Below are 24,391 nucleotides of genomic sequence, written 5' to 3' on the forward strand. Positions count from 1 at the left end.
CCGCCGGCGCTACGGCCGCACCACGAGGCTCGCGCCGGTCAGGCGCTGCGCGATCACGTACATGTTGGTGACCTCGCCCACGGCCAGCGTGTCCGCGATGCCGTAGTGGTCGAGGCAGGTCCCGCAGGTGAGCACCTCCACACCGGAGGCCGCGAGGCCGCGCAGGTCCTCGAGCGCCGCCGAGCCCTCGCAGCTGAGGTGCGCACCGCCGTTGTAGAGCAGCACGGTCGCCGGCAGCTCGTCGAGCTGCGTGAGCGAGTAGACGAAGCTCCCCATGAGCTTCCTGCCCAGCACGTCGTCGCCGGTGCCCATGCACTCGGAGGTGATGGCAACCACCACGCGACGCGGCGCGGGCGCCGCGCCCGGCGCCGGCACCTCGCAGGTCGCCGACTCGGCCTCCGCATCGCTCACGCCGAGCGCGACGGACGTGGTCACGGTCACGCGCCACTCCTTCTCGCCCAGCCGCTCGCTCGCCACCGTGCAGCCCTTGCCCTCGCCCATGCGCGTGAGGTTCTGCACCGCGATCTCGTTGTCCACGAGCGTCTCCACGCTGCCCGGGCCTGCCAGCGCGGCGAGCGCCTTCAGGGTCCGCACCACGGGGATGGGGCACGCCTCGCCCCGCGCGTCGATCGTGAGCACCGTGTCTGCCATGTTCTCTCCTCGCTCGTTTGCCGAAAAACCGTCTGCTAACCAAAAAAATTGTAATAGGGCGTTGTATTTTGAAAACTACAATGCGGCAGACGGCAGCAATGCGTCGAGGAGGTGGCACGTGGGCTTTGCGGAGGCTCTGGGCGTGAGACCCGGCGTGACGTCGGTCATCGGCAGCGGTGGAAAGACGTCGCTGATCGCGGCGCTCGCGCGCGAGCTGCCGGGCACGGTCGTGCTCACCACCACGACGCACATCCTGCCGTTCCCGGACGTGCCGCTCGTTACCTCGGCCGACGCCGACGACGTGCGCGCAGCCCTCGCGGAGTCGCGCGTCGTCTGCGTGGGCTCGCAGGCCGAGAAGAACGGCAAGCTCGTGACCCCCGAGCTGGGCATAGACGCGCTGGCGTCCCTTGCGGACTACGTACTTGTGGAGGCCGACGGCGCCCGCCGGCTCCCCCTCAAGGCCCACGCCCCCTGGGAGCCTGTCATCCCCGCGTGCTCGGGCCGTACGATCCTCGTGCTCGGCGCGTCCGGCCTCGGTCATCCCGTGCACGAGAAGGTCCACCGCCCGGAGCTCTTCTGCGAGCTCACCGGCTGCACACCGGACGACCCCGCCACGCCCGAGCTCGTCGCCCGCGTCGCCGACGTCGAGGCCCTCGCCGACGTCGCCCTCGTCAACCAGGCCGACGTCGCGCCCGACACTGCCCGCGACCTCGCCGCCCTTCTCGCCATCCTGGCGTTCGCGGGCAGCGTGCGCGTCGGCACCATCCACGCCGCCTCGTAGCCGTCACCAAACCCGGGCGCTCCACCCCTCCCTCCGGGTGTGTACGAGGTTGCAATATTAATACGGTACCATGCGATAACAAAACAGCAGGTAGACGACTTGCCGACAAGAACATCAGACTTGCAACTTCGTACACAACCGGATAAGTGTTCCTGGCGCCTGAGGACCAAAACGGCGGACGCCCGCCGACTTCCTAAGCAGGATCTTCCGCGAAGCGCAGTCCTGCGTGGAAGCCGGCGGGCGTCCCTTCCCGGTAAGGCTCTGCCTACCGGTAGGCCACGGCCTTGATCTCGACCTTGGCGGCCTTGGGCAGCGCGGCCACCTCGAAGGCGGCGCGGCTGGGGTACGGCGCGGTGAAGAACTCGCCGTAGACCTCGTTCATGGCCGCGAAGTCGGCGATGTCGTCGAGAAGGACGGTGACCTCGGCGACGTCGGCCATGGAGGCGCCGGCGGCCTCGAGGATGTTCTTGATGTTGGTCAGGCTCTGGCGCGTCTGGGCCTGGATGTCCTCGCCGGCGAACTCGCCGGTGGCCGGGTCGATCGGCAGCTGGCCGGACACGTGGATCGCGCGCGTCGCGGGAGCCGCAACGGCGGCGGAGTAGGGGCCGAGCGCCGCGGGCGCCTTGTCGGTGACGATTGCCTCGATTGCCATGTTCTTCTCCTTTGCTTGAGGGGGGTGTCCCCCGCTATACGACTGACTGATGACTATCGTGCCACGTAGCGACCGGGGGTGGGGCCGCAGGGCTCGCCGTCGCGGGCCACGAGCTCGCCGCCCACGTAGACGAGGTGCGCGCGACCGTGCGCCTCGAAGCCCTCCCACGGCGTGTAGTCCACGGCCTGGTGCTGGGTCGCCGCGCTGATGGTCCAGCGCGCCGACGGGTCCCACACGCAGACGTCGGCGGCCGCGCCCACGGCCAGGCGCCCGCGCTCCGGCCACAGGCCAAAGACGCGCGCCGGACCCTCCGCCAGCAGCCGGCAGAGCTCCTCGGGGCCGAGCTGGCCCTCGAAGGTCGTGGCCATCACGGCCGGGCGGTGCTCGATGCCGGGCCCGCCGTTGGGGATGCGCGTGAAGTCGTCGCGGCCGCGGTCCTTCTGGCCTTGCAGGTTGAACGAGCAGTGGTCCGTCGCGATGGAGTCCACCTCGCCGGCGAGCACGGCCTCACGCAGGGCGCGCACATCACGCGGCTTGCGCAGCGGCGGGCTCATCACGTACTTGGCGCCCGCGAAGCCGTCGTCACCGGCCTCGAGGTAGCGCGTGTCGTCCAGCGTGAGGTACTGCGGGCAGGTCTCCACGTAGATGCCCTGCTGGCCGCGGGCACGGGCAGCGCGCACGGCGAGAAGCCCGAGCTCCGTGGACAGGTGCACCACGTTCACCTTGGCGCCCGCGATCTGTGCCAGGTAGAGCAGGCGGCTCACGGCGTCCGCCTCGGCCTCGGCCGGGCGGGAGAGCGGGTGTCCCTCCGGGCCCGTGACGCCGGACGCCAGCACGCGCCGCTGCAGCTCGTTCACCACGTCGCCGTTCTCGCAGTGCACGCAGAGCACGGCGTCCAGGTCGCGCACGACCTCCAGGCAGCGCAGCGTCTCCGCGTCGGAGAGCCGCAGGTGGTCGTAGGCGAGGTAGGTCTTGAAGCTGCTCACGCCCGCCTCGCGCATGCGGCGCATCTGCCCCGGCGAGTCCTCGCCCCACTCGGCGATCGCCATGTGGAAGCCGTAGTTGGCCGTGCAGCCGCTGCCGCCCTCGGCGCGCCTGTGCCACTCGGCCAGCGCCTCGTCCATCGTCACGCCGCGGTCGGCCGTGGCATAGTCCACGATGCAGGTGGTGCCGCCGCAGGCAGCGGCGCGCGTGCCGGTCTCAAAGCTGTCGGCCGTCCAGTCCATGCCGGTCCAGCACTGCAGGTGGGTGTGCGCGTCGATGAAGCCGGGGAACACCCAGCAGCCGCTCACGTCCTCGACGACGTCCGTGAGCCCGGGCTCGATGTGCGCGGCGATCTCCACGATCTTCTCGCCCTCCAGCGCGAGGTCGGCGCGACGCAGGCCCTCCGGCGTGACCAGCGTGCCGTTTGCCAGGATCCTCCTCATCGGCTCTCCCCTCTGCGAATGATCCAAAAGGGGTCTGTCCCCTTTTGAATCAGCCTCTCTCGGCCAGCGCGCCCTCGAGGCGCGCCAGGTCCTCGGGCGTGTCCACGTCGGCGAGCTCCCACTCGTCGGCGGCCTCCACCGTGCGCACGCGACCCTCCAGCTCGGCATGGCCGTCGAGAAGGACGCGCCCTCCCGTGTCGCCCTCCAGCCGAGCCAGCGCGGCCAGCGTGTCGTTCGGCCAGAGCACCGGATTCGCGGCGCGGCCACGCCAGCCCAGGCGCACGATAGCGGTGGGCTCGCGGACGAGCTCCGCCACCAGCGCGCGCACGCTCCTCTCGCTCAGGAGCGGCTGGTCGCCGGTCACGAAGAGGCAGCCGGCGCGATGCCCCAGCGCCTCCAGGCCCGCGCGCATCGTGTCGCTCTTGAGCGGGCCCGTCGCGCGCACGCAGCGCACACCGAGCCGCTCGCACAGCCCCTCGACCGCGTCCCAGCGCGTCACCACCACGACGTCCAGGAGGTCCGCCGGCAGCGCGGCGAGCGTGCGCTCGAGCACGGCCGTGCCGGCCAGCGGCGCCACGAGCTTCTCGCCCGGCGCGCCGCCAAAGCGCGCGCCCTCGCCGGACGCCATGACCACGCAGCCCAGGCGGGCCACGTCGGCAAAGCCCGAGAAGCACGTCTCGTAGGCGGCGGAGAGCGCCCAGCGGCTCGTGCGCTCGAACGCGCGGTAGCGCTCGATCAGCTCGCGCGCCTCGGCGGTGAGCTTCGAGCCGCCGCCCCCGGAGCCGCCCACGGTCCGCTCGGTGAGCGCGAAGCCAAAGGCCCGCTCCGCGTCGTGCACGAGGCGCGTGGCCTTGGTGTAGGCCATACCCATGTCGATCGCGGCGGCGCGCAGGCTGCCCAGCTCGCCCACGCGCTCCAGCAGCTCGACCGGACCGGGCCCAAAGACCCGGTGCCCGTCGTCGCCCAGAAGATATGCCCTGAGGTCGGGTCTCATGCCGCGCGCCCCACCGTCCTTCTCGCCCGCCGCGCCCTTGCTAGCCACGTACGATGGTACCCGTCTTGCCGGCGATGCCGTCGGCCGCCCGGTCGAGGAGCGTGATGAGCGACGAGCGGCCCTCGCCGGACTGAGCGAAGGCGAGCGCCGCCTCCACCTTGGGCAGCATCGAGCCGGGCGCGAACTGGCCCTCCTCGATGTAGCGCGCCGCGGTCTCGGGCGTGAGCTCGTCCAGCCACTGCTGGTCGGGCTTGCCAAAGTTCACGGCCACCTTCTCCACCGCGGTCAAGATCACCAGAAAGTCGGCGTCCAGCTGCTCGGCCAGGCGCGCCGCCGCGAAATCCTTGTCGATGACCGCCGCGGCGCCCTTGAGGTGGTGGCCCTCGGTGTGGAAGACCGGGATGCCGCCGCCACCGCAGGCGATGACCACGTGGTTGGTCTCGACGAGCGAGCGGATGGTGTCCAGCTCCACGATGCCCACCGGCTTGGGCGAGGCCACCACGCGGCGGTACCCGCGCCCGGCGTCCTCGATCACGTCGTAGCCGCGCTCGGCGATCATGCGGTCGGCCTCCTCGCGCGTCATGAAGGCGCCGATCGGCTTGGTGGGGTTGGCGAACGCCGGGTCCTCCGGGTCCACCTCAACCTGCGTGAGCACCGTGGCGGCGCCCATCTCGATCCCGCGGTCCAGCATCTCCTCACGCAGCGCGTTCTGCAGGTCGTAGCCGATGTAGCCCTGGCTCATGGCCACGCAGACGGAAAGCGGGCACGGGATGTACTTCTCGGGGTCGGAGCGCGTGAGCTGCGTCATGGCCTCCTGGATCATGCCCACCTGCGGACCGTTGCCGTGGGCCACCACGACTTCGTTGCCCTGCTCGATGAGGTCCACGATCGCGCGCGCCGTGTGCTTGACCGCCTCCATCTGCTCAGGCAGGTTCTTTCCGAGCGCGTTGCCGCCCAGCGCGATGACGATTCTCTTAGACATTTTATATTACTCCTTGAGCTGCGACAAGACCCGTCGAGAAGGGCGGGGCCGCCCACAAGTCAGCGAGCGACTTCTGCGCAACGCGCAGTGAGCGAGCGACTTGTGGGCGGCCCCAGCCCGGACGGACGATTTCCTACGCCTGGTTCCAGCGGGGCTTGGCCGCGGCCTCGAGCGCCGCAAGCGTGGTCACGGGGTCCTTGACTTTCTGCAGGAAGATCATGGCCGCGATGGCGTACGGCTTGTAGCTGGCCTCCTTGTACATGCCCACGCGGTGCATGTCAAAGACGTCGGCCATGACCTCGCCGTGCTCGCAGGAGACGCCGGAGATGTCGGCGGGCAGCGGGTGCATGTAGATCGTGTCGTCGCCGTGAGCGGTCTTGGCCATGAGCTCGCGCGTGGAGCACCAGTCCATGTGGGTGGCGTTCTGGGCGAGAAGCTCCTTCTCGAGCGCCTTGATGCCGGCGTCGTCGCCCTCGGCGTAGAGGTTGGTGCGCTTCTCCATGGCGGCGTAGGGAGCCCAGCTCTTGGGGATGACGATGTCGGCGCCCTCGAAGGCCTCGGCCATGGTGTTCACCTGCTTGAAGGTGCAGCCGGACTCGGCGGCGTAAGCCTTGGCGGCCTCCACGCGGTCGCCCATGAGGTCGTAGCCCTCGGGGTGGGCCAGCGTGACGTCCATGCCAAAGCGCGGCAGCAGCGAGATGAGCGACTGCGGGCAGGAGAGCGGCTTGCCGTAGCTCGGGGAGTACGCCCAGGTCACGGCCACCTTCTTGCCGCGGAGGTTCTCCAGGCCGCCAAACTCCTCGATGAGGTAGAGCATGTCGGCGGAGGACTGGGTCGGGTGGTCGGAGTCGGACTGCAGGGAGATGAGCGTGGGACGGTGGTCGAGCACGCCGTCCTTGTAGGCCTCGTCGACGGACTCGGCGACCTCGGCCATGTAGGCGTCGCCCTTGCCGATGTACATGTCGTCGCGGATGCCGATGACGTCGGCCATGAAGGAGATCATCGTGGCGGTCTCGCGGACGGTCTCGCCGTGGGCGATCTGGGACTTGCCCTCGTCGAGGTCCTGGAGCTGGAGGCCAAGCAGGTTCGTGGCCTTGGAGAACGAGAAGCGCGTGCGGGTGGAGTTGTCGCGGAAGAGCGAGACGGCGAGGCCGGAGTCGAAGATGCGCGAGGAGATGTTGCGCTCGCGGAGGTTGCGCAGGGCGGCGGCCACGGCGTAGAGCGCGCGCAGCTCGTCGGTGGTCTTGTCCCAGGTGTGCAGGAAGTCGGCGTTGTACATGCCGGAGAAGTCGTAGCCCTTGAGCTCGTCGAGAAGCGCGGAGAAGTCCTTGGCCATGTTCGTTTCCTTTCTGTGGTGATTCAAAAGGGGACAGACCCCTTTTGGATCATTCTGTTCTGAGTGATTCAAAAGGGGTCTGTCCCCTTTTGAATCATGCCGTTACTGGATGTCGTTGTCGGTGGCGCCGGCGCGGAAGACGGTGACGTCGCCGGTCTTCTTGGACGGGTCGTAGAGGTTGAGCGCGGCGGTGTAGAGCGCGGCGCAGGTCACGAGGTCCTGCTTGTAGGTGACCTCGTTGGGCGCGTGAGCCTGGCTCTCGGCGCCGGGGCCAAAGCCCACGCACGGGATGCCGTAGCGGCCCTGGATGGACACGCAGTTGGTCGAGAAGGTCCACTTGTCCGTGAGCGGGCGGCCGGCGCGCTTGTCCATGGACGGCTCGCAGCCGATGCGCTCCTCGCCGTACAGCGCGTGGTGCGCATCAACGAGAGCCTGGACGTGAGCGGCGCTCTCGGCGTTGATCCACGTGGGGAAGTAGGCCTCGGTCTCGTAGACAGTGCCCTTCCAGCTCGGGCGGTCGTACATGTACATGGAGACCTTGACGTCGTCGCCGTACTTCTTGACGGACGGCAGGTCGCGGATCTCCTGGAGGCAGGAGTCCCAGGTCTCGCCGGCGGTCATGCGGCGGTCGATGGAGATCGCGCAGCTGTCGGCCACGGCGCAGCGGGACGGCGAGGTGTAGAAGATCTGCGACACGGTGCAGGTGCCGCGGCCGAGGAACCGCGCGTCCTCGAAGTGATCGGGGTTGTACTTGGGGTCGAGCATCTTGACGAGGCCCTTGATGGCGGTGGACTCGTCGCAGCCGTTGTTGTTGAGGGCGCGGACGTCGGCGATGATGTCGGCCATTTTGTAAATGGCGTTGTCGCCGCGGTCGGGCGCGGAGCCGTGGCAGGAGACGCCATGCACGTCAACGCGAATCTCCATGCGGCCGCGGTGACCACGGTAGATGCCGCCGTCGGTGGGCTCGGTGGAGATCACGAACTCGATCTTCTCGCGGGCGTCCTCGGGGCCGTCGAAGTACTTGTTGACGATGTACTGCCAGCACATGCCGTCGCAGTCCTCCTCCTGGACGGAGCCCACGACCATGATCTTGTAACCCTCGGGAATGAGGCCCAGGTCCTTCATCATCTTCGCGGCGTACGTGGCAGACGCCATGCCGCCCTCCTGGTCGGAGCCGCCACGGCCGTAGATGAGCTCGTCGGTCTCGTAGCCCTCGTAGGGGTCGGCCTCCCAGTTGTCGCGGTTGCCGATGCCCACGGTGTCGATGTGGGAGTCGATGGCGATGATCTTGTCGCCCTCGCCCATCCAGCCGATGACGTTGCCCAGGCCGTCGACCTCGACCTTGTCAAAACCGAGCTTCTCCATCTCGGCCTTGATGCAGGCCACGACCTCGCCCTCCTCGCAGGACTCGCTCGGGTGGGAGATCATGGCGCGCAGGAAGGCGGTCATGTCCTTGCCGTACGCCTCCGCCGCGCTCTTGATCTGCTCGAAATCCAGTTCCTTGGCCATCTTGCTTACGTCCTTTCTGACGCCCTCGTTACCATTCATCTGCCGAGAAGAACCCGTTCTTCTCGCTCTCCCCTACTCGGCGGGGTACGCGCCGTCCCACACGACCTTGCGGTAGTTCACCGGGTCCGTGTCGCCCTCGGTCGAGAAGAGCAGCACGGAGCTCTCCGCGCTGAGCCCGATGGCCTCGCGGAGCTCGGCGTACTCGTCGGACTCCATGAGGGTCGTGACCAGGCCCGCGCCCACGGCGCCGGACTCGCCGGAGATGACGCGCGGGTCGCCCTTCTTGGGGGCGCCGAGCACGCGCATGCCCTTTGCGGCCACCCAGTTGGGGCAGCTCACGAACACGGACACGTGGTTGCGCAGGATGTCCCAGCCCAGCGTGTTGGGCTCGCCGCAGGCAAGGCCAGCCATGATCGTGGGCATGTCGCCGTCCACGATGCGCGGATCGCCGTCGCCGGCAAGCGCGCCCTTGTAGAGGCAGGCCGCGGTGTCGGCCTCCATCACCACGAAAGTGGGCGGGTTGTCGGGGAAGAGGTTGGTGAAGTAGCCCACCACGCCGCCGGCCAGGCTGCCAACGCCGGCCTGCACGAAGACGTGCGTCGGGCGCTCCACGCCGGCCGCCGCGTACTGCTCGGCCGCCTCGGAGGCCATGGTGCCGTAGCCCTCCATGATCCAGGACGGGATCTCCTCGTAGCCGTCCCAGGCGGTGTCCTGGACGATGACGCCGTTCTCGCAGGCCTCGGCCTCGGCGGCGGCCATGCGGACGCACTCGTCGTAGTTGACGTCCTCGATGGTGACCTCGGCGCCCTCGGCGGCGATGTTGTCAAAGCGGCTCTTCACGCTGCCCTTGGGCATGTGCACGACGGCCTTCTGGCCCAGCTTGTTGGCAGCCCACGCCACGCCGCGGCCGTGGTTGCCGTCCGTGGCGGTGAAGAACGTGGCCTGGCCGAAGTCGCGCGCGAGCTCGTCGCTCGTGAGGTAGTCGTAGGTCATCTCGGAGACCGGGCGGCCGATCTTGCCCGCGATGTAGTTGGCCATGGCAAAGGAGCCGCCGAGCACCTTGAAGGCGTTGAGGCCAAAGCGGTAGGACTCGTCCTTCACGGCGAGGTTCTTGAGGCCGAGATCCGCCGCCAGCGCGTCAAGCTTGGCAAGCGGGGTGACGTCGTACTGCGGGAAGCTCTTGTGGAAGCTGCGGGCGGCCTCCACGTTCTCGAGGGACATGATGCCGAGGTGGCGATCGTCGCTCTTAGGCATCTTGTTGGCGACCCACTTGATCTTCTCGCTCAACGCTTCCTCCTTGCTCTTTCGGGCTTACCAACTTTTTGTCTGGTATCCAAACTAAAAGTTTGTTAGCCCATATATTCCCACTTTTCAAGAGTGTTTCAAGAGGAATTTTCGGGATGCCGCGGGCGGTACGTTTGCGGCTGCGAACGGCATATCGAGAAGAACCACTCCACGACCACCACACGCGACGTTCGTTCTTCTCGGCAGCTACGACGGGCGGACGCGCTCGGCGAGGAGGGCGTCCAGCGCCTCGATCCCCTCCAGCGACGCAGACAGGGAGACGCGCGCGTCCGCCGTGCGGACCACGAGCCTGCGCAGCGCCCCCGAGCCGTCCGAGGAGACCACGCGCTCGACGCTCGTGACCTCGGAGAAGGCAATCGAGCGCTCGGGGCCGAGCGTCGGCCGCACCGTCATCCCGCCCAGGTCCGCCGTCACCCCAAAGCGCCACGAGCGCAGGGCGACCGCCGCGCAGGACAGGGAGAAGGGGGCGAGAAGGACGTTGATGAGCACCACGCCGTAGGCCCCCTCGAGAGCGCTCATCAGGAGGGAGAGGGCCAGCTCGGCGGCTCCGACCAGCGTCGCCAGGAGCGTCCAGAGCACCGCGCTCGACCGCAGCGTGCGGACCTCGACCTTGAGGTGGTGGTCGCCCCGGCACCACAGCTCCCCGTCCTCGCCGACGAAGCGGACGTCGCAGCTGTCGCAGACCCACGACCACAGGGAGCAGACCGCCTCGGCGACGACGAGCCGCTCGGTGTCATCGAGCCCGTCGCCGGTGAAGGCCCCGTCCGCGCCCCTAACCCGCATCTCGTCCGCCCGCGCGCAGAACCCGTCGGATGCGGCCATGCGCCCGGGGATGAGCCACGTGCCGCCCGGCAGGCACACGCCAAACGAGCGCTCCAGCTCCCAGAGGTCCCACTCGGACAGCTCGACGACGAGACGGGTGTCGGTGAGCTCAGCGACCCTCATGCGTGCCACCCCGCCGGTTGACCTTGGTGACGATCCTGGATGGGTCGACGTTGCCCTCGATGAACGCCCAAAAGCCCTCGCTGCCTACCATGAGACTCTCCACCGACACGCGACGGCCACGCGCGTGAACGGTCATCTTGGCGAGCGTGCCCATGCCGGTGTTGTAGTTGACGCGGCGAACCACCCGCGTGACGTCGGCTGCGACGAAGTCCCACTCGCTCCCGAACAGGGCGGGGCGCACGGTCACCACACCGTCGCGCACCCTGACCCTGAAGCGGCGCCCGGCGACGGCGGCAAGCAGTAACGGGGCGATGATCAGGGCGAACATGAAGACGCCCAGCGGCGGAAGGTCCCCCGCCAGGGCAAATGCCGCCGGGAACAGCGTGAACAGCAGGGAGCTGCCCAGCATGAGCCGTGAGAAGCCCCCCGGCAGTGTTACGGTGAAGCTCTCTCTGCCAGAACCTGACATGTACCCCTCCCTTACGAGTCCTCGCCATATGGGGCGAGGGAACGAGCGAACTCGCCGAAGGACGAGGCGAGCGGCGAGAGGGCAAAGAGACCGTCCGCGCCGCGTACCTCGTGGTTGGCAAATTGAACGCCCTGAACACCCTCGATGGATGCGCCCGAGCCGCGAGCAACGCCCAGCAGGATCAGGTTGCCGCACTGGTCGCACGCGACAGGCACGTGGCCCGGCCCGAACGTCGGCTCGTCCTCGTTGTCTACGAGCAGCTCGGAGATCTCCCCCAGCGAGAGAAAGTGGTCGATGGGCACCGACTGGGGGTGCCCCTCCCCTGTAGCGGGGTCGACCTCCATGAACGTGGGAGTGCAGAGAAACCGCGCCGGCGTCCCGCCGTTGTGGGCCAGCAGAAACTCGCGATAGTCCGCCGGCAGCTCGACGTCCAGCTCACGCTCAAAGGACGCCAGGTCCGAGGGGCCGAGCATCCGGTCGGAACCCAGGAGCAGGAGGTCGGGAGCCTCGCCCTGCTGAATCTCTCCCAGAGCGGCCAGCACGTCCGAGAAGCTCCGAGCGAGAAGGACCGGCTCCTCGTAGACATTCTCCTGACGAGCCTCGTCATAGTGGCCCTCGGGAGTCTGCAGAAGAACGCTGCCGTAGGTACTCGAGTGCTCATCGCAGTCGAGCGCCACGACGCAGCCGCAGCTGTCGAAGATCGGAAGCAGCTGCTCCGCTATCAGCCCCTCCGCGCGGCAGCATTGGTAGATGTCGGGTATGCGCTCGGCGGAAAACCACTCGGAGACCTCGTACTCGTCGCCGTCGGCCGTGACGAGATACGCCCGCAAAGGCGTGACGGGCTCGACATGCGCGGATGCCGCGTCCCGAAAGAGGAAGTCCCGGTACTCGCTGGGCACGGGGTGACGGAACTCCCGCTCGATCCAGGCCGCAAAGTCGCTCTCCATGTGCCCTCCCCCGCTTCGTTGGCGCATCGCCCCCGCCCGTCCATCTTACGAGAAGGGCGGGGGCTCGGCCATACGGTAAGCTTTCGTTCCGTAGGCGCGTGAGGAGCGCCCGTCCGTGAGGGAGCCGCCATGTCCACCCGCTCGATTGCCCGCTGCGGCATCTGCATAGCACTGCTCGCCGTAAGCGCCTGGGTCACCGTGCCTCTGGGCCCGGTGCCGTTCACCATGCAGACCTTTGCGCTGGCGCTGCTGCCCCAGGTCATGCGCACGCGCGACGCGCTGTTCACCGTTATTGTCTACTTGCTGCTGGGCGCAGTGGGCGTGCCGGTGTTCTCCGGCCTCCAAGGCGGGGTCGGCGTGCTGCTGGGACCCACGGGGGGCTATCTCCTGGGCTTTGCGGCGGGCATGCCCGTGGCGGGCGCCATCGCGCGCGCGAACGCGCTGCCGAGAAGGGCGCGCGGCGTGGCAGGCGGAGTCGCGCTGCTGGCGGTGAGCTACGTGCTGGGGACGATCCAGCTCATGAACGTCTACGCACTCGACGCGCCCGCGGCGCTGGCGGTGGCGGTCGTGCCGTTTGTGGTGCCGGACGTGGCGAAGGTCGCGCTGAGCGTAGGCGTGGCGGAGCGCGTCAACCGCGCACTGGGAGCGGCGACGGGGCGATAACGGCAATACATAAAAGGCAATCAGTAGCCGGACACCATGAAAGCCGTCGCTCGCCTACGACCACGTCCCAGCCAGGAAGTCGACCGGCTTGGTCGTCTCCTCTATCCGGACGCCGATTCGCTCGAGGAATCCCCGGTACTGCTCGTCCACGCCAAAGAACGGGTCCGTGTCCGCGCTGTTCGGAATCCCCTTCTCCAGGAGGGCGAGGCACAGCTCGCGCTCGTCCTCCCACCGCCTGCCGCGCCGCCACACGTCACGGATGCGCGCGCCAGGGCCCGGAAGGATCCAGACCGTCCCGTCCTTCCTGTTGTGGAACCCGGTGCAATCCGCGATGCCGACGACGTTGATGCGGACGGTCCCGCAGCCGTCCTCGTGCTTCTCCTTGTCCCGCATGAACGAGGTGTGGAACAGGCGACCGCCGACCGCGAACACGTCGCTCTTGCCCGGGTGCAGGTAATGATGCCGCGCGACAAGGACCGACGCGACCGCAAGCGCAGCAAACACGACGAACACGGAGCCGCCAATCATGGCAAGCCACGTAACGTCCTGGCCCCCGTACTCGTCACGCGCGACGCCGCCGACAAGCGTCACGATGACAACAACGAAGACGATGAAGAAGACCAGGGCGAAGGCGGCCACCCCGAGTGCCACGCTGTCATGCGCGAAGGAGCGCCCGAACGTCCGGGCGGCCCTGGCAGCGGCCTTCTCGTCGTCGGTCGGCTCGACGATCTGGCCCAGATGCTGGCTCGACTGCTCTTGTCCCCCACTCATCTCCATAGCCTTTCCGAACGCGCCTACGCCGCCGTCAGCACCATACAGCTCCCGAAGTCCGAGTGAACGCGCTGGCACTTTCGCACGAGCCAGACGCTTGCGTCGAGAAGATCGCCGAGAACGCCGGATCTACTCCCTCTCCAGGCGCTCATCGTACCAGCTCTCGCGCAAGTCGCCCCAAGACGGGAGGTCTGCTTCGCCCTTCCCTGAGATGTCGAGCTCACGTACCGCCTGCGCGTGAAGGGACCTCAGGTCGGACAACACAGCCACCTTTTGGACCGTGCCATCCGTAGGGGCCGCTCCAATGTGAGCGTTCGTCCGCTTTTGTCGCATCTTCGCCTCGACCGCTTCTTTTGTCATATCCATCCCCTCGTCAATCTGCACGCTCATGGGCAAGACGGATTATTCCAGCCCTCAGAACAGGCAGCCCTCGATGAGGTCCTTGCCCCGCAGCTTGTCGAGCCACTCGGTCGGGATCCCCTCGATGCCGTAGACGATGCCGGCGAGCGCGCCGGCGACGGCGGCCGTGGTGTCCGTGTCATCCCCGAGGTTCACCGCGGCGAGCGCGCACTCGGCGTAGCTCGACGTGTTGGCCAGACACCAGAGCGCGGCGTCGAAGGTGTGGCACACGAAGCCGGTAGAGCGAATCTCGTCCACGTGGCGCGCGGCAATGTCGCCCGCCACGTCCGCCGGGCTCGCGCTGGCGATGAGGTCCCGCGCGATATGCACCATGGCGACGCACGCCTCCGTCGAGGTTGGGTTTGCGTGCGTTATCGCGGAGACGGCGCGCACCTCGTCGTCGGTGGCGTCGGTGAACGCGAGCGGGACCGTGCGCATGAGCGAGCCGTTGCCGTTGTCCCACTCCCCGGTAAGGCCGTGCCCGCGCTCGAGCGCCTCGCGCGTGGCATTGCCCACGTCGAAGAGCCCGTCGACCGTGTAGGCGCCCTCGCGATACCACCGCACGAAGCGCCCGCGAATGTCATTGACGCCAATGCATCCCAGCTCACGATAGCTGTCACAGATCGCAAGCGTCATCGACGTGTCATCGCTCCACGTGCCCGTCGGCTTGTTGTGGCTGCCGTGGCCGACCATGTCCGTGCAGCGGAACGACCCCCGCGGGCGAAACTCGTACGGAACTCCCAGCGCATCGGCCACCGCCTGGCCGTAGACGCAGTCGCGAAGTGTTGGCATGGTGGGCTCCTCTCTCACCTAGCTGTCGGACACATCCTCGAGAAGCTCGTCAGGATAGGCGTCATAGAGCGCGTCGAGAATGTCGTGGAGCCTCTCCCCCAGCTCGTTCTCGCCTTCTCCACGCTCGTTGATGCCCTTCCTTATGATAAGGTCTCCAACCTTCTCATAAAGGTCGGAATAGGCGGAGTCCGAAATAGCATGCCAGTCGAAGCGAAGCCCATGCTTCTCAAGTAGGGCGCACTGGCCGGCACTGAGTCCGGAATCAAATAAAAGCAAGACGCCCTCTCTTAATCGCGATGTCCCATTACCCCCAGCAATCATAGCCCCGTCAGGAAAGAACACATTATTTCGGAACTAAGATGCAGGCCAAACGTTCTTTGAAACAATCAAAGTGATAATCGACAGGGTCGAAATAACAGAGAGGAACCTGATGACAAACCACAAGATAGAATGGCCGCTAACGCACGAAGCTGCCCTCGAGTCTCTTGAGGCGTTCGTCATGAGAGCCCGACGCGTCGAGGCTCACTCTCTGGTAAAGAGCTCCAAAATCTACAAACTCGCTGAGCAGACAATCACAGCAACCGCCGAGATTAAGACAAACGTCATGACCGTACGTCTGAACTGCCGCCCAGAGGATGAGGAAGTCTTTGAGTCCCTCGCGGCGCGAATCAGACCATGCATAATCAACGACCCCGTCAACGTCAGAAAGGCTGCCAGATCTATGAAGCTGCTCGCAGGCGAGGCCCTGACCGCGGAACAGGATGAGGCCCTGGATGGCATCATCGACTGGTACGACTACCACATCGAGGGGCGCAACCCTATCTTCGGATTCGAGGAGATCGAGTCTCTCGACGACGCTACCAAGACGGTCTCCGCCACTGACGTCACGCTAGGGATGGGCTGGCTTTACTCGGATCTCATTCACGCAAATCCCGACTTGAGTAATCGCGTCGCGCTAGAGTTTCCTTACAACTCCCGATACCAGAACGGAGTCGTCCTCATATCGCACCTGGCGCTCAAGATCACCAAATTGCTGGAGCTCATACGCAAGGTCGACTCGGAGCATGGCCTCGACATGCGGGAGGGCGTCTGGACCGACCAGATCGTCGCGGGCAACGGCCCTCTCGACCTTCACAATGCCAAGGTGTTCATAGGGAAACCATTGCACGAGGTGTCCGTAGGAACGCGTTCCAAAGACATCGAGGGCATTGAGCCGCTCACCGCAATGCGCATGGCGCAGCTCAGGAGCCCGAGTCGAGAGGCCAACCTGATCTGCTCCGATGGCGACGGCAACATCGTCGCCCGCTTCCCTGGAATCTACCGCTTTGCAGACGGCGTCCTCTCGGTCAACCTCGACAACGTCGCAAGCCTCGAGTTCTTCCCTTCGGGCAGCCCCCGAGTTCCAATAAAGCCGCTGCCTGAGGGGTCTCCGGGCGTCTTCGCCCTTACTCCGTTGGACGATAAGAGCGCTGCCACGAGCAAGATCGCTGCAGCAGTTTACTCAGCAGAGGTAACGATCCTCGAGCTCAAGTCGAAAAGCGGAATACATAGAATTCCCCTCGAGAGAGCAAAATGCTCGAGCGGGGCAGCACTTCCAGCGCAAGGGGACTCAGACACTGGGACGGGATGAGTCTTCTTCTGGCTTCTCGGTCCAACGTCTTACGCAACGATTAAGCATCGCCAGCTTGAGACCGCAGAACCTGAGTCCCTCCACATTCTATAAGCTATCCGCCACGCGCCCTTTCTAGTGCAACGAGAGACGCCAGCGCAGGGTCTTCGAGACAGTACATCGTGCATTATGGTCACAACCCCGATTATGTTAACCGTGATACATCTCACAGATAAACATCATGCTGGCAAGAAAGCTCTATGCCCAGACAAACAGGCAGAATACTTTAGGCGTCTAGCCAGTTCAGAGCGTAATCCCGAATCTGCTCATACCACACATTTTCGTTCTCGGCATGTGCCGCGACTTCCTTTGACTTCTCAAAAATCGCACGAATATGGTTGGCATTCGGTACGTAATCAACTTTGTAGCTATCTTCGAGCATCTTCCGATACACGGCAAGCTCCATCGGAACGATAACAGCTTTTCCGCCATAGTGCTCGATATTAATGTGATGCAGCGAATAGAAAAAAGAGACGGAAGCTTTGCTAATCTTCGGTGCGACAAACAGGCAGAACGCCTCACGCCCCGAATCTTGTTTGACCTTCCCGAGATGCCTGGCAACCGGCTCACCCTCGTTGTCGTACTGCTTCTGCCCGGATTGCAACGTAACCTCGACGAGCACGGAAAAGTCGCCGTAGTCGCACAGGATATCAGGAGTGTTGCCTGCAGCCGTTGAAATTGGCTCTCCATTGTCGTCAAGATTGAAGTTGGGGATGATGTTCCCACCATCAATCATCGTCATGGCACGCCATGCGTTCCATTCGAACACGAGAGGATTGTCATAATACTTACTGCTGACAATGCCGTCGAACGTCGCTTGGATATCGTCGTACTGCTTGCAGTCCTTTATCTCCGCGATCGTCTCATTTAATACCGCTTCTTTGGCCTTCTGGCGCAGCCCGTGCTCGATGGACTTCAGCTCGATGACGCTGAGACCGTCAATCTCGACCGTCGGATTAATCGCGTGAATCTTGGCTGTGAGTTTCACCGGATCATCAGTCAGCAATTTGGGCGTCTCGGCGTCGAATAGGTAGTCCTTGTAAAGCTCTTCTCTGTCAATGAACCGGGGTTCACGCGGCATAGTGTCGAGCAGATAGTCAACATCTCGGACCCTGTCTGGAGCGATAGAGAGCGAATGCCCCCTCTGCGAGATGCTCACGACCTCTGTCGCACGCAGGTACCGGAAACAGGCGTCTGCGTAGTCGCGAAGGGTCGAGGTCTTCGTCTTCACGAACTTCGCCAGCGTTTTCTCCCGCGCCTCACGCGTCGAGATATCGCCCGAGCTGATTTCTGAGGCGTAAACCTCACGAACCACCCTCTCCTTTTCTATGGCGATAAACTTTCTGTACTGCCCTTTGTTTTGTGCTTTCCTCACGCGAAATGCATCAATCTTATCGACTATCTCATCAAACCTCTTGTAGTTCGTCAGCTGCAAGCCGAAAAGCATTAGCTCGTCGAACGAAAGTGACCCGAAATGGCGCACAAGTCGCAGTATCTCGAGGTAGGGCCTTACGAAGAAATCCTGGTCAGAGCCACTTGCCAGCGGGTGATACGGTGACGGCAATTGAAACTTCACAAGCTGGCGCAGGAGCGCCTCGCTCGGCATATCACCATAAACCAGCTCATGACCTGCAGGAGTAAGCTCTACGACAGGCTCTAGGTTCACGAAACCGAGCGCCTTCGGGGCTCGCGTTATCCTATCGCGCGCCGAAAACGCGGGGTCCTTCGGCGGCTTCGAGCTCATGAAGAATTCCTGCTCGAAAAGACGCAGCATGAACGATTTCTGCAATTTCGAGTTTCGGGTCCACTTCACACCTGAAAACTCTTCCGCAAGCAGCTTAATCTCGGGCACCATCTTCATCGGCGTACGCGGCGATGTCGTAAAAAACAGCGTGCGCGTATGCCTATCGATGCCGGCCATAATTGCTCCCCTAATAGTTCGCTACCAAGATGTGCTTTCCAGAAGATTTGAAGCGATTGCGGATATTGACTGCATAACTTTTCGCATACTCATGGACGATATTGTCCCTGTAAAGCTCATGCGTTAAATCAGTGTGCCCGATGACCATCAACGCCTTCGAGGGCAGCTTGAAATATGCCTCGGCAAGACGGCGATGCTCCCGTTCGTTGAAGCCATCGCGCGTCTCCTTGTTCCCGTAATCGGAAAAAATGCAGTCATACGGAGGGTCGAGAAACACGAAATCGTCCGCACGACATCGTTTGAAGACCTCTTCGTAGTCGCCACACATGATCTCGGCGTTTTTAAGCAACTGCGAATGCGCACGACTAACGACCTTGGTGTTAAAGCGCTTGTATCTGCCGTAGGGCACGTTGAACTCGCCCTGCTTGTTATAGCGAATCATGCCCGAGTACGCCGTCTTATTGATGAAGAAGTAGACTGCCGCAGCAGAATATCCACCGGTCTTGTTGTTGAACATATCGCGAACGCGATAGTACAACGCCTCATTGTCATCCGGTACGCATTCATCGGGCATCATTGCCTTGAGCGCGTCAAACGCATCTCTGTTCTCAGTATACTTGGCCTCTAGCTCATCGAGCTCCTTTCGCAGATGTGAGTAGTCATCACGCACACCAAGGTAAAAGTCCATGAGTGGTTTGTTTAAGTCATTAATCAGCGCGTGTTTGGGCTCCAGGTAGAAGTACATCGCGCCGCCGCCGAAGAACGGCTCGACATAACGGTTGTACTGGGACGGAGCGTAAGGCAAAATCTCGGGGATCTCCCGGCTCTTGCCACCCCTGTACTTAAGCATCGGTTTCATGAGCAACCACTCTCAATCCTCTGAATCTCGACGATTATATCGGGTCTTGGATAGGTTGGCCGTCATCACTACTCGTTGTACACTCATGCCCCATCATGTCATGTTCCAGCATCACCATGGTTACTCTGGCCTCATCGCCCACACATCGAGGACGCCGGAACCGACTGCCATCATGGATGCTTATCTTTTTTCTGCTTATTATTCATACTGGCAGCCATGACTAACGCATTAATACTACCGAATGACATATCGGAATGGCTGGAAATGCTGTCATGCAAGTAGCTTTCCCAGGTCTCTATCCTCGATCACCTCATTTTGGCAGTTAAGTACTCAAACAGCCGAAATGGTCAGCACAGAAGGTCATGCCGTTGGATGCCGTTCGCGAAGCGAACACCACAGATGGTGACAGCGGACGACTTATCTCCGGCGTACGGGATTTGTCACATAATGTCGTTCTTAAGTCTCCACGACAATGAGCCTCGTTGTTGTTGACCGACTCGCCTTCGAAGAACTTCGCCTGTTCCTCGGTCATCCTTCTCAACTCTGAGACTGTTCTGAGGACAGCTGAGCACCGCTATGCCCTTCACTGCTTATCCCCTATTTGTGAGAAATATATTGTCTGCATAATTGAGCAGTCAGCTGACACCAAAGGTCGACAGATCCGCCTAGCAAATTGATAGCTTTATTCTTCAATTTCCAACGTGGGGATATAAACCTTTCTGAGCGGAATAAGCCGACGATATTCATCGTCGAGATCCTCGTAATACTTGAGAATCAAGTCAACCAGTTCCGCACCGTTGATTCCTCGGATGATTGGGGTGTTATCCAGATACTTCTTGGCGTTCTTGGTGTAATCAGTCAGCGTGACGAAAACGCCGTAATCGCCCTCACGCATCGCACCCTTAAGAGACTGGATGGTCGTCTCGCGTATCTCACCATCTCCGCTCTTCACCTGGACCAGGATCCGTGGTGGAAGCTCATCTTTATAGGCAGTGATGTCCACCCCACTATCGCCTCCCTGGGGAGACACGGTAGCACGATAGCCCATGGCGCGTAGGAGGTTTGCCACGAACTCCTCCAGCGCATAGCCCTTAAGATTCTTGCTGAGCTCTTTGAGCACGAAGTCTCGCGTTGCTTCCAGAATCTCTTCTGCGGTTGTGCCCACGCTCACATCCTCTGAGTCGGGATCTGAGAAGGCGTGGGCGTCAAAATCGTCGCTTAGCGCGTGAAGGAAATCCTCTCCATAGGTCTTAAGTTTGAAGAAGCTCAATACCGAACCCGTCTCATAGAGCGCACCTTGAGAGAACGCCGTGCGAGGCAGGCGCTTGAGCCATTTAACCTTCCTCTGGTGCCGATACTCATCTCGGTCTGGAACGTAGTAGTAATCCCCCTCGATGATGCCGATGTTTATCATGCGATCGCTCTTGGACGGATAGACCACGTAGTCACCGATTTTGACTTCATAGGCAAAGCGAATCAGCATGCCCGCCGCAACCGGAGTGTTGCCCTTTTTCGCCTCAGGGTACACTTCTTGATGACGCTTCTTGAAAGCCTCCCTGTCATTGGGGAGCTTCTTGAGATCACCCATCTGCGGCCAGCCGATAGCGATAACTCCATGCTGAAGCGCCAGCTGCTCATCACGACAGTGAAGACCCCAGACAATAGACATCGGATTCCCCTCGTTTTGTGAGTCGACTAGCTTCAGTATCATCCTAACCGCTTGCGACTAAAGTGAGCGACTTGGATGATGAGTGGAATGGGGCAACGGCAGGTCCTACGAGTTAGATCCTCAAAAGACACGCCCGAAAAACAGCCGAACCTTTTCTTCACGCCACTCCTGCCCGCTACTTCCCAAACGGTAGCTTGAAGGGAAGCGACTCTGCAGCCTTCTTAAGGTCAACGTTACCGATGGCCTTGCCAAGCCCTTGGACTCCGTCAGCCACGGCAGCTCCTAGATCGGCGGCTCCCTTCCCCGCTGCTTCGCCCAGAGCTCCCGCCCCATCAGCGATCGCACCGCCAAGCTGCTGCGCACCGTTAGCGGCGCCCGAGGCAACGTCGCCGGCAATCTTTCCGGCAACGTCAAGCCACTCAGGGGCACGCTCGATGACCTTCTCGTCCATCTCGATGTCGAGCCCCTTGGAGAACTGACTGGTCTGCTCCATCAGCGAATCAAGGATTGCAAGGACACTGTCCACGGCAAAGGGGTGGAGAAGCTTCTCCTCCCTGACTCTGTCTGCCGACAGCTCGAGCACCTCGCGAAGGGCATCAATCCTAACCTTGACTTTGCCAAGCCGCTCTCTCCTCGCCTCCACGATTCCCAAACGATGCTCCTCGAGCACCTCGGGGAGCTCGGCGTAGGCGCGTTCCAGCTCGATGACCGAGAGCTTGTCCCTCGTCTGCACGGCTCTAGAGACCATAACGAGCCATGCGGGTACGTCGTCCTTCGCAGTGCTCAACACGTGCTCAATCTTATCGACAGACTCGGCGCGCGAGAGCTTGTCCGAAATGACCTGAAGCTTGGTCAAAGCATATCCGAGCGCCCGACTCGTCGTCTGAGCACACGGGGCAAGCTTTGACCAAGCGGCATCGCTCAATGTACCCGTCTTGTCCCTGATTGCCGCGGCCTCGTCCACCTCAAAGACCACCCCGATGAGATCGGCCACGATCTGGTCCTTCTGGTCTTGAAGAAGGTCTCCGACCTTCTCATCGATGCTCTTGAGGTAGTCGGTAATCTCTTGGATGGCCTGCTCGAGCGCCATCTGGGTCATCATTCCGGCAACGCCCGTCGCCATGGCAGGAGAGAAGAGCTGACTCGGGTTCTCAAACCTGAGCCACTTGACGATCTGCCCATTTGATTTCTGCACCACACCGGGCTGTATGGCGCCCGCCTTGCCATACTTCTCGAGAAGCTTGGCAGAGTCCTTGGTGAGCTTCACCCAGCGACCGGACTCCGAGGACACTTTGGCTGCCGTCTGCACGGCAGAGCCACCGGCCCTCAGCGCCTTGGTAGCAAACTCGCGAGAAGCAAGGCCACGATCGTCGAGCCAGGCCTTGATCTCTTTTGGGTCGCCGAGGAAAAGCAGACCGTGCCCGTCTTTAACGACGGTGATTTCTTGGGTTGTCACACTGGCGTCCGACATGAGGCCCTCGATTCCTACGTGATCTTCTCGCCAGCCTCTATGGTAGGGATTCTGGGCACGACAATAATGTGTCAACCGATAGTACCTGGCTGAAAGGGTCTCCCTTCGTCATAGACGGGGAATCGCCACTGATACGGTTCACGCGTTGCTATCGTTTACCTAGAAGGATGGGCAGAAAGTCTTCGTTCCCTCCAGCCTCAAGGTCAACTCTCGCGTCGACCATCATCTCGCGAACCTCATCGTCGGTAACGCCCCGCAGCACCGGCCAATCTATCGTCCAATCAACATAGTCGGCCGCGATAAGAGAGAAGGTTCCATCCGGACTCTCGTTCGTCGGGTACACGACATCCCCGAGCCATCGTCCCTCAATTTCTTCGTTGGGGTCATCTAGTGCCCAGATTGCGGAGGCAAGCAGCAACGGCAACGGGTCATAGCGCTGGATGAAATGAGTGGACGCAAACACCACGGGCGTACGTTGATAGTCGATGTACTCCCGGCGAGTGGGGTTCACCGCGTAGCGCCACTCCTTGATGTCAACGTCGAAGGGACCATCGTGGTAGTCAAGCGTCTCATCCTCTGGGGAATTGCGCCTATTTCTAGGACTATCCCTCGCACTCCTGAGGCGGCCCGTGGCGTCGCGAGCCTCGTAAATGAAGTCGGGGATGGCCCACCCACTTGCAAGTACCTTCTCTTGGATGTACTTACAGCCCGGATGATTGCCCCCCTTACTGAAGTCGGCGTAGTCACCGCAGAACACCACGACATCACCCTGCCAGTGGGTTGCAAGCAGAGAGAGCATTGCCTGGTTCTCCTCACAAGGGGCGAGGCATCGTCCGTGGAGTGACGGAGAGAAGTTCCAGAAGCAGCTGTCCAACCGCTCGTGCTTATCTACGTTGACCCAGCTGAAGTACTGCCCCATGTTCGCCTCCTAATTGATACTAAAAACTATCATTCACTCTGATTGGATAGTCCCCACTCATTCACTGCTCTCTCCAAAGGCGCCAGGGTGCTTGACATAGCAATGTCCCATGAAGCGCAATTTAAAAGAAGCAGGCGGTTCCAAAATGTTGTCCAATAACAATTAAGAGGAATTATTTCCCTATTATAGAGGCCATTCCAAAGAAGCCATTGATTCCAATGGGCTAGTTGTCGACCGTCCGAGTCATTACTCCGGACACCCGGCCCATCATCTGAAAAAAGAGCAGCATATCCTGAGCTCAAGGGAAAGAATGCGAAGTCGAAATGATAGTCGGTATTCTCTGGTCCGATTATCATAATCGGCAGTGATGTAGTTATAAAACTATAGAACTTTGGAGCTTTAAGAATGGTCATTTTCTTCTTGGAAAACGCCTCGAACATTTTTCTCTGCGGGACTCTCTTGTCCTTTGAGAAGAGAAGCACGGCCATAATTGCCAACTCGGTTAGTGCTTCATAGTCCTCGTACCAGTCAACCTCATCAAGTAACTTGATTTCCTCTTGCGTCAGCTCATAGTTTGACATCCATTCCTGCATCCGTTGCGGTGCGTCCTTACGTTCTTTCGATAATGAGAGAGGGTGTCTAGTCAGCAGATTTGCAACTAAAGCACAGGCAGCGAGCTTGCCATCGTAGTATTCTTTGCCCGTGGTTACATTCTTATTGCAACAGTCAATGAGGCAACTATATATTGGAGCAATACGGGCCTCTGCCTCTGAAAGCAGCCTTTCAATTGTGTTTTGAGCAAATAGGTGCTTCTCATGACCAGCGGAGAAGACTCTATGATCCACTTCATAGAGATCGCGTTTGCTGCAAACATGATTGGGTGAAATGCGGAAGAAGGAATCGTTTTCTCTCCGATAGACACAAAGTTTCTCTTTCGAGTCGCAAAAGTATTTTAAATAGAATTGCGGTATCCAGTGCTGATTCCGTGTAATGCCTTGAGCCAATTCAGGTCATCCAATCATATGCAGGTTAAGTTCACCGCAAGTATAATTCTCCGGGAGAAGCGATCCTCCTATCTGAAGTTAAGCCTTCCCTTCACGAGGAGGTCCACCTGCTACTCAACCATTGAAAATGACCTTGCAATATCACGGACAAAGGAGTCCTTAGATAGGCGAAAACCCGCCAGTGTGCATGCTCGAAAGCAGAGGCCAGGCGGGCTTACTGTCCCTATCTTACCCCACTGGTAGAACGACTCCTGGC

23 protein-coding genes are annotated in these 24,391 nt (G+C 62.0%); 3 read left to right on the forward strand and 20 right to left on the reverse strand.

Translation table 11 applies throughout. The annotated features are described in order from the left end of the window. Nucleotides 1-9 precede the first annotated feature (9 nt). On the reverse strand, nt 10-651 hold the full coding sequence (yedF, locus tag INF26_RS04875) for a sulfurtransferase-like selenium metabolism protein YedF (RefSeq protein WP_193529610.1): 642 nt from the start codon (nt 649-651) through the stop codon (nt 10-12). A gap of 118 nt (nt 652-769) precedes the next feature. On the opposite strand from yedF, the gene yqeC reads away from it, so the two are divergent. Beyond that, on the forward strand, nt 770-1,432 hold the full coding sequence (gene yqeC / locus INF26_RS04880) for a selenium cofactor biosynthesis protein YqeC (protein ID WP_332307312.1): 663 nt from the start codon (nt 770-772) through the stop codon (nt 1,430-1,432). A gap of 265 nt (nt 1,433-1,697) precedes the next feature. Here the strand turns inward: yqeC and INF26_RS04885 are convergent, their stop codons facing one another. From INF26_RS04885 to INF26_RS04930, 10 genes are all read right to left on the reverse strand, one after another. Beyond that, nucleotides 1,698-2,084 carry a Rid family detoxifying hydrolase gene (locus INF26_RS04885; RefSeq protein ID WP_193529611.1) on the reverse strand — a complete coding sequence of 129 codons (387 nt, stop codon included), beginning with the start codon at nt 2,082-2,084 and terminating at the stop codon, nt 1,698-1,700. Between the two features lie 53 nt (nt 2,085-2,137). After that, nucleotides 2,138-3,511 (reverse strand): dihydropyrimidinase, encoded by a 1,374-nt coding sequence (gene hydA / locus INF26_RS04890; RefSeq protein WP_193529612.1) that lies wholly within the window; start codon nt 3,509-3,511, stop codon nt 2,138-2,140. Between the two features lie 49 nt (nt 3,512-3,560). Further along, the gene (locus tag INF26_RS04895; protein ID WP_193529613.1) at nt 3,561-4,553 is read right to left on the reverse strand and encodes an NTP transferase domain-containing protein; all 993 of its coding nucleotides are present in this window, start codon (nt 4,551-4,553) and stop codon (nt 3,561-3,563) included. Continuing rightward, nucleotides 4,546-5,487 (reverse strand): carbamate kinase, encoded by a 942-nt coding sequence (gene arcC / locus INF26_RS04900; RefSeq protein WP_193529614.1) that lies wholly within the window; start codon nt 5,485-5,487, stop codon nt 4,546-4,548. Before arcC ends, INF26_RS04895 begins: the two co-directional genes overlap by 8 nt. A 133-nt stretch (nt 5,488-5,620) precedes the next feature. After that, a complete protein-coding gene (ygeW, locus tag INF26_RS04905) occupies nt 5,621-6,823 on the reverse strand; it encodes a knotted carbamoyltransferase YgeW (protein ID WP_193529615.1) in 1,203 nt (400 codons plus the stop codon). A 102-nt stretch (nt 6,824-6,925) separates the two neighbouring features. Further along, a complete protein-coding gene (locus tag INF26_RS04910; RefSeq protein ID WP_193529616.1) occupies nt 6,926-8,332 on the reverse strand; it encodes a YgeY family selenium metabolism-linked hydrolase in 1,407 nt (468 codons plus the stop codon). Between the two features lie 72 nt (nt 8,333-8,404). Continuing rightward, on the reverse strand, nt 8,405-9,619 hold the full coding sequence (dpaL, locus tag INF26_RS04915; RefSeq protein WP_193529617.1) for a diaminopropionate ammonia-lyase: 1,215 nt from the start codon (nt 9,617-9,619) through the stop codon (nt 8,405-8,407). A gap of 204 nt (nt 9,620-9,823) precedes the next feature. Beyond that, a complete protein-coding gene (locus tag INF26_RS04920; RefSeq protein ID WP_193529618.1) occupies nt 9,824-10,582 on the reverse strand; it encodes a hypothetical protein in 759 nt (252 codons plus the stop codon). After that, a complete protein-coding gene (locus INF26_RS04925; protein WP_193529619.1) occupies nt 10,569-11,051 on the reverse strand; it encodes a hypothetical protein in 483 nt (160 codons plus the stop codon). The genes INF26_RS04920 and INF26_RS04925 overlap by 14 nt, the downstream gene beginning before the upstream one ends. 11 nt (nt 11,052-11,062) lie before the next feature. Beyond that, on the reverse strand, nt 11,063-11,998 hold the full coding sequence (locus tag INF26_RS04930) for an SMI1/KNR4 family protein (protein WP_193529620.1): 936 nt from the start codon (nt 11,996-11,998) through the stop codon (nt 11,063-11,065). Between the two features lie 129 nt (nt 11,999-12,127). Between INF26_RS04930 and INF26_RS04935 the strand changes: the two genes are divergently transcribed. Further along, nucleotides 12,128-12,661 carry a biotin transporter BioY gene (locus INF26_RS04935; protein WP_193529621.1) on the forward strand — a complete coding sequence of 178 codons (534 nt, stop codon included), beginning with the start codon at nt 12,128-12,130 and terminating at the stop codon, nt 12,659-12,661. Between the two features lie 54 nt (nt 12,662-12,715). On the opposite strand, the gene INF26_RS04940 is transcribed toward INF26_RS04935, so the two are convergent. The 3 genes from INF26_RS04940 to INF26_RS04950 all read right to left on the reverse strand — a co-directional run bounded on the left by INF26_RS04940 (nt 12,716) and on the right by INF26_RS04950 (nt 14,899). Further along, nucleotides 12,716-13,432, reverse strand: coding sequence for a hypothetical protein (locus INF26_RS04940; protein ID WP_193529622.1), 717 nt, complete (start codon nt 13,430-13,432; stop codon nt 12,716-12,718). Nucleotides 13,433-13,846: 414 nt separating this feature from the next. Continuing rightward, entirely contained in the window at nt 13,847-14,623 is a 777-nt protein-coding gene (locus INF26_RS04945) for an ADP-ribosylglycohydrolase family protein (RefSeq protein WP_193529623.1), read from the reverse strand. Nucleotides 14,624-14,641: 18 nt separating this feature from the next. Further along, nucleotides 14,642-14,899: a hypothetical protein gene (locus INF26_RS04950; protein WP_193529624.1), complete on the reverse strand. Its 258-nt coding sequence runs from the start codon at nt 14,897-14,899 to the stop codon at nt 14,642-14,644. Between the two features lie 154 nt (nt 14,900-15,053). Between INF26_RS04950 and INF26_RS04955 the strand changes: the two genes are divergently transcribed. Then, complete coding sequence (locus INF26_RS04955) at nt 15,054-16,253, forward strand: hypothetical protein (RefSeq protein ID WP_193529625.1); 1,200 nt, start codon at nt 15,054-15,056, stop codon at nt 16,251-16,253. A 265-nt stretch (nt 16,254-16,518) separates the two neighbouring features. On the opposite strand, the gene INF26_RS04960 is transcribed toward INF26_RS04955, so the two are convergent. From INF26_RS04960 to INF26_RS04985, 6 genes are all read right to left on the reverse strand, one after another. Continuing rightward, on the reverse strand, nt 16,519-18,213 hold the full coding sequence (locus INF26_RS04960) for an AlwI family type II restriction endonuclease (protein ID WP_193529626.1): 1,695 nt from the start codon (nt 18,211-18,213) through the stop codon (nt 16,519-16,521). A 10-nt stretch (nt 18,214-18,223) separates the two neighbouring features. Beyond that, nucleotides 18,224-19,072 (reverse strand): DNA adenine methylase, encoded by an 849-nt coding sequence (locus tag INF26_RS04965; protein WP_193529627.1) that lies wholly within the window; start codon nt 19,070-19,072, stop codon nt 18,224-18,226. A 682-nt stretch (nt 19,073-19,754) separates the two neighbouring features. Then, nucleotides 19,755-20,741: a restriction endonuclease gene (locus tag INF26_RS04970; protein WP_193529628.1), complete on the reverse strand. Its 987-nt coding sequence runs from the start codon at nt 20,739-20,741 to the stop codon at nt 19,755-19,757. 175 nt (nt 20,742-20,916) lie between these two features. Beyond that, nucleotides 20,917-22,212: a BRO1 domain-containing protein gene (locus INF26_RS04975; RefSeq protein ID WP_193529629.1), complete on the reverse strand. Its 1,296-nt coding sequence runs from the start codon at nt 22,210-22,212 to the stop codon at nt 20,917-20,919. Nucleotides 22,213-22,360: 148 nt separating this feature from the next. Then, the gene (locus INF26_RS04980) at nt 22,361-23,131 is read right to left on the reverse strand and encodes a hypothetical protein (protein ID WP_193529630.1); all 771 of its coding nucleotides are present in this window, start codon (nt 23,129-23,131) and stop codon (nt 22,361-22,363) included. Between the two features lie 29 nt (nt 23,132-23,160). After that, nucleotides 23,161-24,135 (reverse strand): DUF4238 domain-containing protein, encoded by a 975-nt coding sequence (locus tag INF26_RS04985; protein WP_193529631.1) that lies wholly within the window; start codon nt 24,133-24,135, stop codon nt 23,161-23,163. Between the last annotated feature and the right edge of the window lie 256 nt (nt 24,136-24,391).

Origin of the sequence: Thermophilibacter gallinarum (genome assembly GCF_014982725.1) — a bacterium.
GTDB classification, from domain to species: domain Bacteria; phylum Actinomycetota; class Coriobacteriia; order Coriobacteriales; family Atopobiaceae; genus Thermophilibacter; species Thermophilibacter gallinarum.